General features: G+C 34.7%; 15 protein-coding genes, 1 pseudogene and 1 CRISPR repeat array (1 of these 17 running past the window's edge). Of the genes and pseudogenes, 13 read left to right on the forward strand and 3 right to left on the reverse strand.

Annotation, left to right across the window (positions count from 1 at the left end):
* The first annotated feature begins 125 nt into the window (after nt 1-125).
* Together ACZ5XX_RS04070 and ACZ5XX_RS04075 are read left to right on the forward strand one after the other, a co-directional pair.
* Entirely contained in the window at nt 126-635 is a 510-nt protein-coding gene (locus ACZ5XX_RS04070) for an NERD domain-containing protein (RefSeq protein WP_464585912.1), read from the forward strand.
* A gap of 30 nt (nt 636-665) precedes the next feature.
* Nucleotides 666-995, forward strand: coding sequence for a hypothetical protein (locus ACZ5XX_RS04075; protein WP_464585914.1), 330 nt, complete (start codon nt 666-668; stop codon nt 993-995).
* A gap of 607 nt (nt 996-1,602) precedes the next feature.
* Here the strand turns inward: ACZ5XX_RS04075 and ACZ5XX_RS04080 are convergent.
* Both ACZ5XX_RS04080 and ACZ5XX_RS04085 read right to left on the reverse strand, forming a co-directional pair.
* Nucleotides 1,603-2,046 carry a hypothetical protein gene (locus tag ACZ5XX_RS04080; protein ID WP_464585916.1) on the reverse strand — a complete coding sequence of 148 codons (444 nt, stop codon included), beginning with the start codon at nt 2,044-2,046 and terminating at the stop codon, nt 1,603-1,605.
* A 330-nt stretch (nt 2,047-2,376) separates the two neighbouring features.
* Complete coding sequence (locus tag ACZ5XX_RS04085; RefSeq protein ID WP_464585918.1) at nt 2,377-2,850, reverse strand: hypothetical protein; 474 nt, start codon at nt 2,848-2,850, stop codon at nt 2,377-2,379.
* Between the two features lie 119 nt (nt 2,851-2,969).
* On the opposite strand from ACZ5XX_RS04085, the gene ACZ5XX_RS04090 reads away from it, so the two are divergent.
* The 3 genes from ACZ5XX_RS04090 (at nt 2,970) to ACZ5XX_RS04100 (ending at nt 5,559) form a co-directional block, all read left to right on the forward strand.
* Complete coding sequence (locus ACZ5XX_RS04090) at nt 2,970-3,092, forward strand: hypothetical protein (protein WP_464585920.1); 123 nt, start codon at nt 2,970-2,972, stop codon at nt 3,090-3,092.
* 687 nt (nt 3,093-3,779) lie between these two features.
* Nucleotides 3,780-4,718, forward strand: coding sequence for an ATP-binding cassette domain-containing protein (locus ACZ5XX_RS04095; RefSeq protein WP_464585922.1), 939 nt, complete (start codon nt 3,780-3,782; stop codon nt 4,716-4,718).
* A 76-nt stretch (nt 4,719-4,794) separates the two neighbouring features.
* A complete protein-coding gene (locus ACZ5XX_RS04100) occupies nt 4,795-5,559 on the forward strand; it encodes an ABC transporter permease (protein ID WP_464585924.1) in 765 nt (254 codons plus the stop codon).
* A gap of 131 nt (nt 5,560-5,690) precedes the next feature.
* Here ACZ5XX_RS04100 and ACZ5XX_RS04105 read toward each other — a convergent pair whose 3' ends face one another.
* Nucleotides 5,691-6,683 (reverse strand): nicotinate phosphoribosyltransferase, encoded by a 993-nt coding sequence (locus tag ACZ5XX_RS04105; RefSeq protein WP_464585926.1) that lies wholly within the window; start codon nt 6,681-6,683, stop codon nt 5,691-5,693.
* A 339-nt stretch (nt 6,684-7,022) separates the two neighbouring features.
* On the opposite strand from ACZ5XX_RS04105, the gene cas6 reads away from it, so the two are divergent.
* The 8 genes and pseudogenes from cas6 to cas2 all read left to right on the forward strand — a co-directional run bounded on the left by cas6 (nt 7,023) and on the right by cas2 (nt 15,471).
* On the forward strand, nt 7,023-7,724 hold the full coding sequence (gene cas6, locus ACZ5XX_RS04110; RefSeq protein ID WP_464585929.1) for a CRISPR-associated endoribonuclease Cas6: 702 nt from the start codon (nt 7,023-7,025) through the stop codon (nt 7,722-7,724).
* Complete coding sequence (locus tag ACZ5XX_RS04115; RefSeq protein ID WP_464585933.1) at nt 7,721-9,397, forward strand: hypothetical protein; 1,677 nt, start codon at nt 7,721-7,723, stop codon at nt 9,395-9,397. Before cas6 ends, ACZ5XX_RS04115 begins: the two co-directional genes overlap by 4 nt.
* A 1-nt stretch (nt 9,398) precedes the next feature.
* Nucleotides 9,399-10,313, forward strand: a complete 915-nt coding sequence (gene cas7i, locus ACZ5XX_RS04120; protein ID WP_464585936.1) for a type I-B CRISPR-associated protein Cas7/Cst2/DevR — start codon at nt 9,399-9,401, stop codon at nt 10,311-10,313.
* A 9-nt stretch (nt 10,314-10,322) separates the two neighbouring features.
* Complete coding sequence (gene cas5 / locus ACZ5XX_RS04125; protein ID WP_464585939.1) at nt 10,323-11,018, forward strand: CRISPR-associated protein Cas5; 696 nt, start codon at nt 10,323-10,325, stop codon at nt 11,016-11,018.
* 9 nt (nt 11,019-11,027) lie between these two features.
* Entirely contained in the window at nt 11,028-13,430 is a 2,403-nt protein-coding gene (cas3, locus tag ACZ5XX_RS04130; protein ID WP_464585942.1) for a CRISPR-associated helicase Cas3', read from the forward strand.
* A 29-nt stretch (nt 13,431-13,459) separates the two neighbouring features.
* On the forward strand, nt 13,460-13,930 hold the full coding sequence (cas4, locus tag ACZ5XX_RS04135) for a CRISPR-associated protein Cas4 (RefSeq protein ID WP_464586216.1): 471 nt from the start codon (nt 13,460-13,462) through the stop codon (nt 13,928-13,930).
* A 3-nt stretch (nt 13,931-13,933) separates the two neighbouring features.
* Nucleotides 13,934-14,907, forward strand: a pseudogene (cas1b, locus tag ACZ5XX_RS04140) (type I-B CRISPR-associated endonuclease Cas1b).
* A gap of 300 nt (nt 14,908-15,207) precedes the next feature.
* Complete coding sequence (cas2, locus tag ACZ5XX_RS04145) at nt 15,208-15,471, forward strand: CRISPR-associated endonuclease Cas2 (RefSeq protein WP_464585945.1); 264 nt, start codon at nt 15,208-15,210, stop codon at nt 15,469-15,471.
* Nucleotides 15,472-15,640: 169 nt separating this feature from the next.
* Nucleotides 15,641-16,452: a CRISPR direct-repeat array (repeat unit 30 nt; unit sequence GATTTAAAACAGACTAAATAGTATGGAAAT) (it continues 6,062 nt past the right edge of the window).

A 16,452-nucleotide genomic window follows, 5' to 3' on the forward strand; every position in this document is an offset into this window, starting at 1 on the left:
CTGATAACAGAGATTATCCACAGAAAAATGGTAGGTGTTAAATTTCCAGTGGCGGGTATGATTTTTGTTCTTATAAATTTAAATGTGACTTTATGATTATCATTTTTTGTAGGGGTGTGGTCTACATGCCCTATCTAATATGTGATAGTTGCGGCATTCTTTATCCTATATCTGAAGAAGATGAAAAAGCATATATTTGTGGGTGTGGTGGTAATCTCCGCTATTATAGGAGTCTCCTTGAATATTCTGAGAGTGTCAGGGGGCCAAATTACGCGAGAAAAGTTATAACGCTGCAAAGGACCTACACTGAAAACAAAGCTCATGATTATAGCTTGATGGAAATAATAGGAGTTTCCATGGGCATTGTAGGTTTTATTTGGTTGATAAGCGGGTTTTTATTGGCCATTCTTAGCATTTTTGCAGGGATCATATTATTCATGCATGGCAGAAGCAAAGGGTATAGTTGGAAGAAAGGATTAGAAGGAGAAAAGACAGTAAATAAATTCTTAGAAGAATTACCTCAGGATTATTTCATCTTCTATGATGTGAAATTGCCTGGGAGCAAAGGGAATATTGATAATGTGGTAATTGGACCAAACGGGATATTCGTAGTCGAAACTAAAAATTACACCTGAAAATATCTCATAAAAGGGGACAGTTGGTACATGAGAAAAGGCAGCCCACCAACACAAAGACTGATAAAGATACATGGAAGCCCTGGTAAACAGGTTAAATTCAACGCGAAAAACCTAAGAGACTTTTTAACAGGAGAGATAAGCACCTACGGACCCTCCAAACCATGGGTCCATGCCATTGTCGTTCTCGTAGGCCAAAAACCAAAAACAGTAAAAACAGAATACTACACAATTCTACAACCCCACCAAGTGATAGACTTCATTATAAAAAAGAAAGGGAGACTCACAAGGGATTTCGAGGAAGAATCCATAGAATCAGTCGCCTATTACAGCAAACAAATCTCATTCTATGCCCCCTAAAAACCTCCTCTAATCTAATTATTTTTTTTAACAAGATCCTTTGATCTCCCCCTTTTTTATTTGTCTTTGGAGTGCCCCGGCGAATGAAAGCCGCGGACTCTAACGAACCTGCATTGACCCGATGTTTGTATCATCGTAAAAAAGAGGATAAAGGGGGTGAAGGGTGAGTAGCCCGTTGTTTGTAGCATTGGAAGAATTGGGGAAGTCGCTGTAAATAGTCTTTTTTTTATCTTGTAAGCGTTTTATGTGGAGGTTTGTATAAGAGAAGGAGCAGACCATGTATGGTTCCCTTTTTTTAGCCTGGAAAAAAAACAGTTTCTGGTCTCCCCTATGATCTCATTTCATATCGGAGCATGTTAAAAATGTTTGCAGGAAATCCCACCACGACACCTTAAAATCATAAAAAATGTTAGATACTTTTGCAAAAAACGAGAAAAATTATAAAAGACCATGAAAAAAGAAGTGATGGGTTCATCATTCGCTGAAAGAAGCCGTTTAATGGCTTGTAAAAAATGAAAATTTTATGTAAGCCACTATCATGAGAAAAACTACTTCCAAAAAAAAGGGAGATGAAAAATACGGCTGCAGGAATAGGAGTCCCCCAATTTTATTTTTTCACCTTTAATGATTTTATAATATCCTCGGCGATCCCTTCACTCCCAACCGTGCATGTCACTAGGAAAGTCATCCCATCCTTCTGGAAAATGTAGAAACTCATGTCAATCTCGCTCTCATAATATGTGAGACAATGCACGTCTCCGATGGTCTCATTCTCTGGTCCATATAGATTTGGAGTAGTGATATTGGCTTCAACATCTTCTATGCTAGCATCCTTGAGGGCATTAACACCTATTATATCATTAGATTGTCTGAGGATTACGTGTTCACTTGTCCCCTCATCCAGTGTCTTTGATATGTTCCAGTCTTCGGGGTATTCAAAGCTCATGTATTTACCGTCGTAAGTCTTTTTGCCCCCGATACACCCTGATGTTGAAATAGCGAGGATGCATATTATGCAAATGGCAAACCAGACAAGTTTATTTGATGGCATAATAACACCCCCTTATGTGATGGTTTTGGCATAAACTATATTTAAGTTTTTCCTTGTTCTCTTTTCTGGTCGTTTCAAGGGATCTATAGGCGCCTGTTCTCGTTTATTAATCATTGGGGTGAGAAAGGGTGGCTTCTCATGGCTTTGCAGGAATTTTTTGACCTTTTATGGTGGAGTTTTTTCCTCTTCTGAATTTCCGCGGGGAAAGATTATCCTATCGTTGCAGGAACATTTTGGTTTTTTGGGGTGGGGATGTGTGCGAATTTCCTGGAGTTTTGGCTTTTTGAGGGGTTCAGAAAAAATTAAGGAAAGGGAGGCGTTCCCCCCATTTTATTGTTTTATCTTTAATGATTTTATGATATCCTCGGCAACGTTTGCAGCATTGAAATTGCAGGTTACTAGAACGGCTTTCCCATCTTTCTCGAAACAATAATGTCTTATCATTACTAAATCATATATTTTACATTTTACACCGTCAACCGTCTTCTCTTCCTTACTACACACTACTCCCTTCTCAATAGACTCTTGATAACACTCATTATATAGTTCTTCCTGCCTACTTATTAGTTCTTCAAGGGTAAGGTCAGTGTACACATTAACATTTATCAGATTACTCTCATCTTCAGACATAAGCTGTACAAACTGGCCTCCGTCAGGTTCTTCCAGTTTATCAGTCTCTGTGATTTTCCAGTCTCCAGGGTATTCGAAGGACATATATGGGCCATCGAATGTCTTCTTTTTTGGGGTTGCGGTTAGGGTGGTGTATGCTACTGCTATGATAATATGCCTAAAATCTTTTTCCATGACATAATAGTCCACCCTCCAATATCCTTATTTGATATTATTGCCCTCCCAGATAATAGAGTTTATTAAGATATACCGTTCATATACAACTTTTGAATTCCATGCAAAGGTGTGGGCCAATGGATAAGATGGCAAAAGTTCTCCTTTTGGCGTGCTTTATCCTAGTTGGGGCCTTGGCATTCACCACTGGAATGATCATCAACATCCAGAAGGAGACCCCCCAACCCAATACAAACCAATAAAACAAGCATAGCCAACAACAACGCGGGTGCGGACAAGACAGCGAAGGAATGGAATGTTTCATACTGTCCATACTGTGGCGTTCCGATCAATCGCGTGGAGGAAATACCCTATTTGATAAATGCGAATGGTATAATGCACGTACACATCTACAGGGTCTATGGGTGTGGCCATAGAGTTTATATGGTAGAAAAGACTTGGCGATTTTACAATATGGAACCAAGAGGCTAGGAATATTATCGAAACTATGTAAAAGAAATGGGAGGTGAAGTGGATGAAATAATAGAAGAGGAAAAAGAGATCATATCGCCGGTGAAAAAGCTTATCAGTATGCTGATGGTCCATACAAAGAGGTGATAGGGCTAATTTTAGAGAGAAATCAATTGACATTGCAACTTTTGGAGTCATGGAGAAGCAGGCTAGAATACATAAAAGAAGGCGATTATGCTAGCGCATGGGAACTTAAAGACCAGGAAAAAGATATAATTGCAGATATATATAAAATTGGGGCTGGGTGTTATTTGGAGTCTTATCAACGGGTTTAAGGGCTTTCTCATAACATTCAGCTTTGGTGAAAGGTCAAACAAAAAAAGGTTATTACTGAGTATTCATAATAGACCTTTATAGAAGTTATATTTTGGTGAAGTCATACAAGGGGGAAAGTTGGTTCGGATTTTGGAGGGGGGCTCATGGGTTACATCATTGAAACAGAAAAAATAACTAAGAAGTATGATGATTTCACAGCTGTCGATAATGTAGACCTTGAAATACCAGAGGAGGACATATATGCGATCCTGGGGCCTAACGGAGCCGGTAAAACAACACTAATATCGATGCTATGCACCATAATCAAGCCGACAAGCGGCACGGCAAAGGTGAACGGATACGATATAATAAAAGAACCAGAGAAGGTAAGAGCATCCATAGGCATAGTATTCCAATCTAGAGCATTAGATGACATGTTAACAGGAAGAGAGCACCTCGAAATGCACGCAGCGTTATACGGAGTCCCCAAAAATATAAGGAAAAAGCGTATAGAGGAAGTGCTTGAACTTATAGCATTGGGGGAAAAAGCCGATGAATACGTGAAAACATACTCAGGGGGCATGAAACGTCGACTAGAAATAGGAAGAGGCCTCATACACCACCCGAAGGTCTTATTCTTGGATGAGCCGACACTGGGCCTAGATCCTCAGACGCGGGAAAGCATCTGGAAATACATAAAACAACTCAACCGAGAAGAAAAAGTAACAGTATTACTCACAACACATTACATGGAAGAAGCAGACAAATTATGCGACCACGTAGCCATAATGAACAAGGGCCAGATAATAAAAGCAGACACCCCACAAAACCTTAAAAGAGAACTCAAAGCAGACACGATAAAAGTGAAAACAGAAAACCCAAAAGAATTTGCAGAAAAAATCCAAGAACTACCCGGAGTAAAGGAAGCATACAACACCGGGGACATGATAAAACTCATGGTAGAAAGGGGTGAAAACCTAATACCTGCGATAGTGAACTTCGCAACACAACACAACTTCCAGATAAAGTCAGTAGAACTAGAACATCCAACACTTGAAGACGTATTCATAAAATACACAGGAACTGGGATAACAGAAACATAGTCTTCCCATTATCCTCTATATTTTGGCTAAATCAATCGCCACAAGGACCGGGATAACAGAAACATAGTTGATCAATATGGGTGAGATAGAAGGAATATACACCATATGGTTGCGGGAGATGAAAAGATTCCTACGCTACAGATCAAGGATAGTCACATCCATCGTAACACCACTACTCTGGCTAATAATATTCGGAACAGGACTCGGAGCATCAATAAGATTCGGGGGAATCCCAGGAGGTTACAGAGCCTTCATATACCCTGGGATAATAGGCCAGACCATACTATTCACAAGCATATTCTCAGGAGTGTCAGTGATAATAGATAGACAGTATGGTTTCCTCAAGGAGATACTCGTGGCGCCGATTTCAAGACCATCAATAGTCCTGGGGAAGGCCTTGGGTATAAGCACAGCCTCGATGATACAAACAGCCATCCTACTACTATTATCATTCCTTGTGGGGGTTATAATGACACCAGCTTGTTTCCTTGTTGCTATGATACTCTCACTTATAATCTCGATGGGTTTTGGCGGATTAGGACTCTTGATAGCAGCTTTCACAGACAGTATGGAAGGTTTCAACCTTATAATGAGCTTCATAGTGTTGCCAATATTTCTCCTTAGCGGGGCCTTATTCCCAATAACTGGCCTGCCAAGCTGGTTACAGGGCGCGGTTTATATGAATCCTTTGACTTATGGTGTGGACGCTCTAAGATATACGATATTACACAAGTCAGTATTCCCCCTTGGGATTAGCATGATCCTCCTCACAATCTTTGCCATTGTAATGGTCTTTGCAGCATCCTTCATATTCAACGTGAAAGAACAAAGCTTAATGTGAAAGATCAAATACCGCTACATTAGGAACCTTTAATCCCACCCTTTACAAGGGCCCCCGTTCACTTCATAGAAGTTTTCACTTTTTTTAGTGGGATCCGCCCTATTTATTGACGAATTTAGGACCCCCCCATCTTATTTAATTCTCTTTAATCTCTTATTTTCAGTTATTCCAGGTATTCGACCTCTCTTGGCAACTGGTATACCAGCCACTTCTTTTATGTCCATTGTCATTTCAATTGGAGAAGCGGCAGAAATATACCATCCAACTCCGAATGCGTCAGCCCCGGCTTCACCAAGTATTCTTATTTTTTCCGGGTTTAATCCGCCTGAGACGAAGATCTTAACATGTGAGAATCCTTCAAGGTCTAATCTTTTTCTAACTTCATGTACTAGCTCGGGTGTCACCCCACCCCTCTCTTTTGGGGTGTCAAGACGGACACCATCCAATTTCTTGTTTAATATCCTTGCAATATTTAACGATTCTTCTGCTTCATCTTTGAAAGTGTCTACGAGGATTATTCTAGGCTCGTCTTTGGGCATGATTCTATCATAGGCTTTGGCTATCTTCCCTGTGCTACCGGCTATTAGTATCGCGGCATGGGGCACAGTACCCAAGGGCTTGGTCTTGAGAATTTCCGCGGCCAAAACGCAACTTACACCATCTGCCCCGCCTATTTTCGCAGCTCTTTCCATGACCGGCGCCACGGACGGGTGCACATGCCTCGAACCAAAACATACAACTGGTTTGTCCCCCGCGGCCTTTTTACATTTGTGGGCTGCTGTGGCCCAACCAGAGGAACTTGCCAGAATCCCTAGTATTGCTGTTTCATGTAATCCGAATTCTGAATATTTTCCTTCGATTCTCATGACCACTTCTTTTTTTGAGAATTTTTCACCTTCCTTTAAGGAATATATTTTGCATTCAGAATCTTCTAATAGGTTTAGGACTTCGGTTAATCCGCAGAATATCCCTTTTTCTCCAGCGAATATTTCTGCCTTGACTGGTGTATCCTTTAATTTCAGGTTTTCCAGTATTTTCATGGTTTTTAGGAAGTATATGTCGGTTATTTTACCCTTTTTTATTTCATCATGTTGCGCCGAAAAAAACCGTCTATCACCTTTCATATTCTACACTTTGGATACTAGGATATTAATATTGATGGCAATCATGGGAGTCTTTTTCCTTTAATGTGTTTAATACTACCTCTTTTTGGAGGGGATCCTATTCTCTTTGGGTTTTCCATTTTTTTAGAATTTTTTTGTTTTTTATAGGGTTGATGTTATTTTTATAATAATAACATTTTATGTGAATGATATAGTAAATTTTATATATGATTAATATTCACAAATAATAAAAGGACTTATCAATGCAAAATCTCTGGTAAAGAATTGATGATTTCCAAATAGTCAAGTTATTGTAAACCTAAATTAGCGATTTGGAAAAGAGGTAATAGAATGCGACTATTGCTTAAATTTAAGCCGATGGAAGGAGATTTTGGATATTATGAAATAAATAATTATACAATTCAAGGTTTTATCTATTCTTTACTCAAAAATAGTGAATATGGCCATTATCACAATACTAAGGGATTTAAATATTTCTGCTTTTCGAACATTTTTCCCATTTCAGATTTTACAACTGATGAAGCAAAAAGTTTGATCATCTCGTCTCCAAATCCAAAAATCATAAAAGAAATTGAAAAACAATTAAAAGATTCAAAATATTACCTTGGTAAACATCCCATAGAGATAGATTCAGTGAAAGTGTTTAAGCCAAGATTAAAAAGGAGTTTTATAACCAGCACGCCTATTGTTCTTTTCAAAAATAATAGAAAGAACATTTATTATTCACTCAAAAAGTCACATGATTTTCAGTTTTTTTTAGATAGGCTAAAAGAAAATGCTCTTAAGAAATATAATGCATTCTATAATGAAAAATATTATTTTGATGGGAATATTTTTGACAAATTTGAATTTAATCGTGAAGTGGCTGTGAGAGTAAAAAAAGGGGGGAAGATGTTTATAATTATCGGAACGCTCTGGAAGAATCTCGAAAAATTTAACATGGAAAATAAAAAGTTCTATAGGTTCATATTAGATTGTGGGCTCGGAGAAAAAAATTCACTAGGCTTTGGAATGTTAAACACAAAGGAAGTGATGAAATGATAAGTTTAAATTTTGAAAAAAGAGACTTTTTATATGACAATGGCCTTGTTAATATTTTCTCGGAAATGGAAAGACACAAAGCGTTTAAAAATTTAGAAGATAACAAGTTGAAATATAAAGATTCTGAAATAACTCTATATAATCTAAATTTGAATTTCACAGTTACAGAAAAAGATCTAGAAGAAATATATTTCATTTTGAGAAGCCTCTATTATGCAAGGGTATTTGAAGAAACAAAAAACTATAAACCATATTATGATCCTGAAAAGGACAAGGTGATCATAGGACCTAAATTAAATGTTAAACCATTTCTTCAACGATCAGAAAGGACAAAGGATTTACTTCCAAAAGTTGATGTTTCAAAAAGCAAGTTGGAGGAACTTAAAAAAGAAGAAGAGACCTTAAAATTGCAGTCTGACAAAAAAGTAAGTGGTAAGTTGCAATATGGAAAGCAGTCAAAAGTTAATGTTTATCTAAAACCTCAGAAGCTTGGGGAAAATATCTCTGGAAGAATAGAAAAACTTCTCAAAGGAGAAAAATGTATTCTTTGTGGATTTAACTATTCGAGATACATTGATAATTCTAATAAGAAAAAAACTTTTTCAATATTATCCACAAACCTCATCTTTGATTTTGGGACTGGGGATAGTCTCCCATCGTTTAGGGATCATAGAAACAGAAAGGATATGCCAATTTGTTTCATGTGCGATCTTATATATAAATATGGGATGATGGACAATTATTTCCTTAACAATAATCTCTTTATAATTTCAGCCCCTTCACTCCAACTTTTGTATAAAATAAAAAGTGTTCTTCAAATAAACTCTGAGTATAACGAGATTAAAAGGAATGTCAAAACCAATTTCATAGAAGACAAGGACTTTTTCGCAATTGATATTTATTCAAATTTACTTTTACTTCTTTATAAAATGAAATCAAAAATTTTAGAAAGAGACGAACTTAAACTCTTAAACATATTCTATTTCACTGTAAATTCAGATGGTGTTGATGATTTGAAAAATTATAACAGAATGTCATATATAATCAGGTTTTTTGATGAAGTAAAAAAATTGAATACAAAAGATGGATATCCTTTTTTATATTCTCTAATTAATTATGCATCATATAAGGGCATGAAAAATTCTAAGACCAAAAATTTACCACGTGAGGAATTATCCAAAAACATATTATATAGTTTGCCTATTGATCCCGTTTTAATGGATCTTTCTTATCATAATCTTTCAATTGACAATCCTTCAAGTCTTAATTCGCAATTTCTTTTCGAATTTCTCGAAAAATATTTGGAGGTAACTGGAATGAATGAATTAAAAGAAATCCATGAAATATGCATGTTGGTAGGTGACCGAATAGGATATTTCGCAGGGCAAACAGACAATAAATCCATACTATACTCTATAAGGGAAATAGGAAACATGGAAGGCCTAACAGAATTTTTCAAGGACTTGGAATATGAGATACTAAAGGAAAAAGCAGGCGCAATTTGGAGTTCAAAACCTGAAGGGAAAGATGAAACATATTTTTCCCTGATAAAAAAAATTCTCCAAAGGTCGCAAGATAAGAAGAATATAACTCTGATACGCAATTATCTATCAATATATGCAATACAAAAGTATTTGTCAACAAAATACGCCAAAACTAAAGGAGGTGCTTAAAATGAGAAAATTTGCAAATATAGGATACATTACAAAGGTAAACATAGACAATTTGAATAGTAGTGAAAATCCTGGAAATTTAATAGTCTTAAAGAAAGTGCAAGATTACCAAGGAAATTATTACCCTTATGTTTCTGGGCAGGCTCTGCGATATTATCTCAAAGAAACCATGAACCAACTAGGGATGGATCTAACGAAAATTGATAAAAATGGTGAATATATAATAGAAAGTGATTCAAAGGATCCTCAAAAAAGATACCAAGAGATCATTAAAAAACATCCAGATCTTGATATTTTTGGATTCATGGAGGCAGAGAAAGGTAAAGGTAAAATGGCCCTTAGAAGATGGTCTCCAGTTAAAGTTTCGCCACTTATTAGTATTTTCCCATGGAATGGCAATAGCGACATGTTAACAAGGAAAAAAGAGGGGCAAGAAGGCGGAGATCTTGTTAAAGTAGAAGTGAATGCATTTAATTTCATGAGAGGAACTATAGTTATTGACGCTGATTCAATTGGCTCCATAGTAGATGAGTTAAATTATGATATGAAACCAGTTATTGATAATGAAGAAAAAGCAATGAGAATAAGCTACTTTTTAGATTCCCTCAAAAGTATCGACGGAGGCTCAAAAAGGGCAAGATTGTTGGATGATCTCACCCCTAAATTTGTAATCGTCACAAAACAAAAGGCAGGAACCCCTATATTCTTAAATGCGCTCGACATGGATTTTGAAAATAACATAAAAATAGATCTTTTAAATGAAGTCCTCGCAGAATTCAGTGATATCATCGAAGATTATTGTGTTGGTATAAGATCTGGAATATTCGCAAATGAAGATGAAATAAAAGACACATTCAGTGACAAGATAACAAGTGTAAACAAAGCTTTAGATAATGTCAAAGAATGGCTATGTTAGGTGTAATAAATGGAGGCTGTGAAATTCACAGTAGAAGGCTTAATAAATTCGTTCAGGATACCTCAAACATCAATATATCAACTAACTTACTTGGCACCTACTAGAACACAAATAATAGGAATGATCACCAATATAATGGGCAAGAATGAGCAGGATTACTATGAACTTCTCAAAAAAGTGAAAGTGGGGATAATCCCACTTTACATCAATTCAATTTTTAATGATGCATGGACATTTAAAAAATGGAAGTCTGCAGGTTCTGGAAGAGATATACTAGAGAGAGAAAAAATTTATAGAGGCAAATATCTCATTTACCTAACCGCAGAAAAACCTCTCCTTGGGAAAATCTACAATTCTTTAAGAAAGCCTTGCAGAGTACCCAGTTTAGGAATGGATGATGAACTTGTGATCCTCAAAAATGTAAAGAGAACCGTTTTAGAGGTAGATAATAGTAAAATTGTACACAGTATTTTCAGATTTGATGAAGGTATGAAATTTGATTCCAAAGTACTCAAACTTGAAAAGAATATCCAGATATTTCCTCCACGTATCGTCACAATTAACAGAGATTTCAAAAGCAGTTTACCAAGAAAACCAACAGATTTTATTCAAATTGTAGAATTTCTAGGATTAGAAATTGAAACCAATGTCACGAAGAAAATTTACCATGATAATGAAAATGGATTCAACATAGAATTCATATAATGAGATGCCATGCTCTCATTAAGAGATTTTGTCAAAAATTACAAGGATAAATTTAAGGAAATTTACAGAAAAGATCCTAGGTTCTTTGAATCCAATTTAATAGCAAAAACGGGCATGGTTGATTACACCTTAGAAGCACACACAAAGAATGCTTTAAAGGAACTTAAAACATTCATAGCAGAGAACAATGAAATTTTTAAAAGATTTTCAACAAAACATGATATCAAAAAGCAAACACTCTATGATATATTGTTTTTTTCTGTTTTCTTTCATGATATAGGTAAAGGTACTTTTGAATTTTATGAAGATAAGATCCTTGGGAAAGGAAAATCATATCATCCTCTCTATTCCATCTATTTTACACAAGGATTATCGATTCCAAGAGTTGATGATGTTGATTATGTAACACTCGCAGTTTTAACTCATCACACCCTGTTGCATAAGGATATATATGGAACTGAAAAATTTCAATATATAAGTGCTCCAACTTTTTTCAAAGAAACATTCAAATTTGCAGAAAAATATGACGAGTACTATAGGGATTTTTTTGGATTTCGATCTCCATATAAATTCAAATTTGAATTACCTTCTAAAGATCCATATAATCTTCTGAGAGAGGATTTCTCATGGGGATTTTCTGGAGAGGGAATAATCGACTCCCTTAATACTATCCTTAATAGTGGCGATAAATCTTCCAAAAAGAAAATAAAAGAAGTCTATGGATTTGTAACAGGTAACCTTATAAGGGCTGATTGGCTCTCCAGCGGACTAAATAATCCAAATTTTCCAAAAATAACAAAAAAAGATTTCATAAAAAAACTTAAACAGAGAGCAAGAAAAAAAGGCATTTCCTTCAAAGGTATGAAAAAATTTCAAAGGGTAGCATCTAAAAAACAAGGAAATGTTGTTATTAAGATACCTACAGGGGAGGGTAAAACTGAGGCAGCACTTCTATGGGCACTAAATAACATTAAAAACAAGCATACAAAGGTAATATATACCATGCCAACGCAAGTCACAAGTAATTCCATGTACAAACGCTTTAAGGACTATTTTGGCAAGGATTATGTTGGTATACTTCATGGTGCTTCTTCACTAATCCTCGCGGAAGAATATGGTGATGATGAAGAGAAGTTATGGAGAGAAAAAATTTTAAATAAAACATTTTCAAAGCCCATAACTGTTTCGACTTTGGATTCATTTATATTAAGTTTTTTCAACATAAATAAATGGCCCCTGGCCCAATTAAATTTAGAAAATTCCTTACTAATAGTCGATGAAATACATTCCTATGATTTTAAAATGATGGGGGCTCTTAGGAGGATATTGTTAGAATTAAAAGCAAAAGACTGTAAATTTGCCTTGATGAGCGCTACATTCCCTGCATTGTTAGAAAAACAACTCTTGGAAGGTATAGATTATTCAAAGATCACGCAAAAAGATCTATTTGAACCAAAACCTGTTAAATTGGAAATAAGGGCAGATAGTATCTCAGATAAAATAAAACAAATCATCGATTTTTATCAAGAAAGGAAAAAAGTACTTGTTGTAACGAATACCATTGAAAAATCAAAAGAAATCTACAATAAGCTTAAGAAAACAAACCATTTTAAAACTAGTGATCATCCAGATAAACATTCAAATTTGATACTATATCATTCACAATTTGTGAAAAAGGACAGAAAGTTGAAAGAAAGCGAAATAGAAGAAAAAGATGGATGGAAAAGCAAGGGACTTGTATTAGTCGCGACACAAGTTGTGGAAATATCACTTGACATAAACTTTGATGTAATGTTCACAGAATTGGCACCTATTGATGCACTTGTACAAAGAATAGGGAGAATTAACAGAAGAAAGGACAAGATACAAGGGAGTATCTTCATATCTACAGATATAGAAACTATCTCAGATAGTGGTAGATGGTCATACCCATATAGAAAGGAAATAATTGAGTTTTCCGAAAAAATTCTAGAACCTGGAAGCCCATCACTTGGTGACTTATCCTCTTACGTGAACAGATTATATACAAGTCTGTTAAATACAGATCAGATACTATTTGAATTCCAGAATAAATTTGAAAATGGCTTCAAAAAATACAATAAGATAATTGAGAGAGGACCTTACACCATAAGATTCAGAACAGAAAATCTTGAAGAAATTTCAGAACTTTTACAATTGCGTGACACAGACGAACGTTTCGGAACGATAGATGTTATCCCAAAAAAATTCATTGAAAAGGAAGATAGCCCAGAAAGATTCGAGAATACAGTTGGTATATACAAATGGTTATTTTTCAAATTGCTAAAGAAAGGTGAAATACATAAAAACAATTTTTACATTTTAGACGGGTTTGATTATAACTATGAAATCGGATTAAAACCTCTTAAAAAGGATGACTGGCAATTCCTTTAGTGATTATTATGGAAAGAATAACTGGAGTCATGGTTCAATATTATATTTCTTGCCAAAGAGAGCTATGGTTTTTTGCAAAGCAAATAAACATGAACTATGACAATGAGGATATATTAATCGGACGTATAATCCATGAAAAAAGTTATTCAAGAGAAAGAAAAAATGTGAAATTTGGAGATGTTTCCTTTGATTTCATAAAAGATAAAAATTTGACTGTTTTTGAAATAAAAAAATCGAGTAGACTCACAGAGCCAGTAAAATATCAACTATATTATTATCTCTGGTATATAAAAAAATTCACAGGAAAAGAACTTAATGGAATCATAGTCTATCCAAAAGAGAAAAAACGTGAAAAAATAAAATTAACACCCAAAATTGAAGATGAAATCGAGAAAATACTCGTAAAGATTAAAAAGGTAATTAAAATGAAAATCCCACCATCTATAAAAGTAAAACCTTACTGTAAACGTTGCAGTTATTATGAATTCTGCATGGTGTAAGAAATGAGAGATCCCATTTATATAACATCTAATGGTATATTATCAAGAAAGGGCAACACACTATATTATATAAATAAGAATATAAAAAAAGCCTTGCCTATAAATCGTATAAATGAAATAAACTGTTATGGTAGAGTTACTCTTAAGTCGGGGGCTTCTTCTCTATTAATGAAAGAAGGGATTCCAGTCAATTTTTTCAACAAATATGGCTATTATGAGGGTTCATTATATCCACGCATCCAACTTAATTCAGGCTTGGTAGTTGTAAAACAAGCAGAACATTACATTAACAAAGAAAAAAGAACATATATAGCGAAAGAAATAGTTAAGGGTATAAAATACAACATCTTGAAATCACTAAAATATTACAAGAGTCGGGGAAAAAGGTCGGAAGATATATCGAAGACATTGAAAATGAATCACTCGAAAATAAAAATGTTCCACAATTGAGAAGTAGTGAAGGACACATGTGGAATTCATATTATCAAAGCTTCAATAAAATCCTTAAGACTTTCAAAATGGAAAAAAGAGAAATTAGGCCACCCACAACTGAATTAAACGCATTAATATCATTTGGAAATTCCCTATTATATGTAAGTACCCTCTCAGAAATTTATCACACATATTTACACCCGTCAATAAGCTTTTTACATGAACCCCACGAAAGAAGATTTTCACTTGCACTTGACATTGCTGACATTTATAAACCAATAATCACGGGGAGAATAATCTTCAAATTAGTTAACACTAGAACAATCACAAAAAAAGACTTTAACTATGATATCGGTGTATTCCTAAATGATCGAGGTAAACACATCTTTTTAAAAGAATACCAAAAAAGAATGGAAACCACAATCAAACACCCAAAACTTAATAGGAGAGTTTCCTATAAATATTTATTGCGCCTAGAATGCTACAAATTGATAAAACATCTCCTGGGAGACAAAAAATATGAAAGCTTTAAATCATGGTGGTAAAAATTAGATTGGAACATTTAATAACTAAAACTTCACTATTTTACAACATTATAATTTTAACAACTCGAGTTAGAATTTCAACCGGTATTCTAAGGGTATTTTTATAAATACTCTTATTGAATGATGAGATTCCAGGATGTGTGTTATATTTAAGATTTTCCATATAAACAATCAGATCAAGAAGCACATTGTGAGATCCCTGCCAACATTCTAACGATACCGGCAAATCCATAGAAGTTGAACATCAAGAAACTCATTGTGAAATTTCAATCCTGATTTTCTTGGAAAAGGTGTATTAACATGTATCTTTTAGTTGTATACGATGTTGATGCGCGTAGAGTTAATAAAGTCAATAAATTTCTTAAAATGTTCTTACATTGGAGACAAAATTCTGTTTTTGAAGGAGAAGTAAGCAGATCACAATTTAATGTTATAAAAAATGAACTAAAAAAATTAATAAATGAAAAAACAGATTCCGTGCTAATTTACAAATTTCCAAACAAAAAATACATTAGTCTCCATATAATTGGACAGGACAAAAATCCAATAGATTTAATATTGTAGATACTAAAAAGTAATATCCATTTTCTATAAATAATTTTAACAACAAAATACAAATCATACCTAAGTCAACATTTATAAAATAAAAACATTATTATATTTAGACTTAAACAAAATCAAAAAAGGAGCATTCTAAAAGCAAATAAAAGCAATATAACCAAAAAACAGGTCGGATTTAAAACAGACTAAATAGTATGGAAATACTTCTTTTCGAAGGTTTTCCCATCGAAAATCAGATGATTTAAAACAGACTAAATAGTATGGAAATGAAGACCTTGTACAAGCAAGGCAGAACAAACAAGAACCGATTTAAAACAGACTAAATAGTATGGAAATCTTCTCGAAGATGTAAGCACATTTGTCCAGTGTGTCATGATTTAAAACAGACTAAATAGTATGGAAATGCATACACCCCTAGGGGTAAGAAGGGCGTAGACGCCGATTTAAAACAGACTAAATAGTATGGAAATCCCTGTTCGCTTCACCTACCCCTTCTTTGACAATGAGATTTAAAACAGACTAAATAGTATGGAAATTGAAATCATCAGATACTTCTGATTCTATTGATTATGGGATTTAAAACAGACTAAATAGTATGGAAATGGAGCTGAAAAAGGATGGTATCAACGTTATGGATCTTGATTTAAAACAGACTAAATAGTATGGAAATAAAGGACGGTTGCCCCCGGCGCAACCGATGAAGAACTGATTTAAAACAGACTAAATAGTATGGAAATTCCAACACCTCACCCCCAAAGAAATAAAAGAGGGGGACGATTTAAAACAGACTAAATAGTATGGAAATTGCAATCACACACGCCAGACTACTACGTGGGTGACAGTGATTTAAAACAGACTAAATAGTATGGAAATGCAGAAATATCCGTCCGCTATGATTCAGAAGGTTGCGATTTAAAACAGACTAAATAGTATGGAAATGAATCTTGGGAGGTGAAAAAATGAAAACAGAAAGATTGATTTAAA

The sequence above is a fragment of the Methanothermobacter crinale genome (assembly GCF_055397825.1).

Bases quoted from the DNA above. Each gene is read 5' to 3' on its own strand.
- ACZ5XX_RS04070 (WP_464585912.1), top strand. From the start codon at position 126: ATGCCCTATCTAATATGTGATAGTTGCGGCATTCTTTATCCTATATCT.
- ACZ5XX_RS04075 (WP_464585914.1), top strand. From the start codon at position 666: ATGAGAAAAGGCAGCCCACCAACACAAAGACTGATAAAGATACATGGA.
- ACZ5XX_RS04080 (WP_464585916.1), bottom strand. From the start codon at position 2,046: ATGCCATCAAATAAACTTGTCTGGTTTGCCATTTGCATAATATGCATC.
- ACZ5XX_RS04085 (WP_464585918.1), bottom strand. From the start codon at position 2,850: ATGGAAAAAGATTTTAGGCATATTATCATAGCAGTAGCATACACCACC.
- ACZ5XX_RS04090 (WP_464585920.1), top strand. From the start codon at position 2,970: ATGGATAAGATGGCAAAAGTTCTCCTTTTGGCGTGCTTTATCCTAGTT.
- ACZ5XX_RS04095 (WP_464585922.1), top strand. From the start codon at position 3,780: ATGGGTTACATCATTGAAACAGAAAAAATAACTAAGAAGTATGATGAT.
- ACZ5XX_RS04100 (WP_464585924.1), top strand. From the start codon at position 4,795: ATGGGTGAGATAGAAGGAATATACACCATATGGTTGCGGGAGATGAAA.
- ACZ5XX_RS04105 (WP_464585926.1), bottom strand. From the start codon at position 6,683: ATGAAAGGTGATAGACGGTTTTTTTCGGCGCAACATGATGAAATAAAA.
- ACZ5XX_RS04115 (WP_464585933.1), top strand. From the start codon at position 7,721: ATGATAAGTTTAAATTTTGAAAAAAGAGACTTTTTATATGACAATGGC.
- cas7i (WP_464585936.1), top strand. From the start codon at position 9,399: ATGAGAAAATTTGCAAATATAGGATACATTACAAAGGTAAACATAGAC.
- cas5 (WP_464585939.1), top strand. From the start codon at position 10,323: ATGGAGGCTGTGAAATTCACAGTAGAAGGCTTAATAAATTCGTTCAGG.
- cas3 (WP_464585942.1), top strand. From the start codon at position 11,028: ATGCTCTCATTAAGAGATTTTGTCAAAAATTACAAGGATAAATTTAAG.
- cas4 (WP_464586216.1), top strand. From the start codon at position 13,460: ATGGTTCAATATTATATTTCTTGCCAAAGAGAGCTATGGTTTTTTGCA.
- cas2 (WP_464585945.1), top strand. From the start codon at position 15,208: ATGTATCTTTTAGTTGTATACGATGTTGATGCGCGTAGAGTTAATAAA.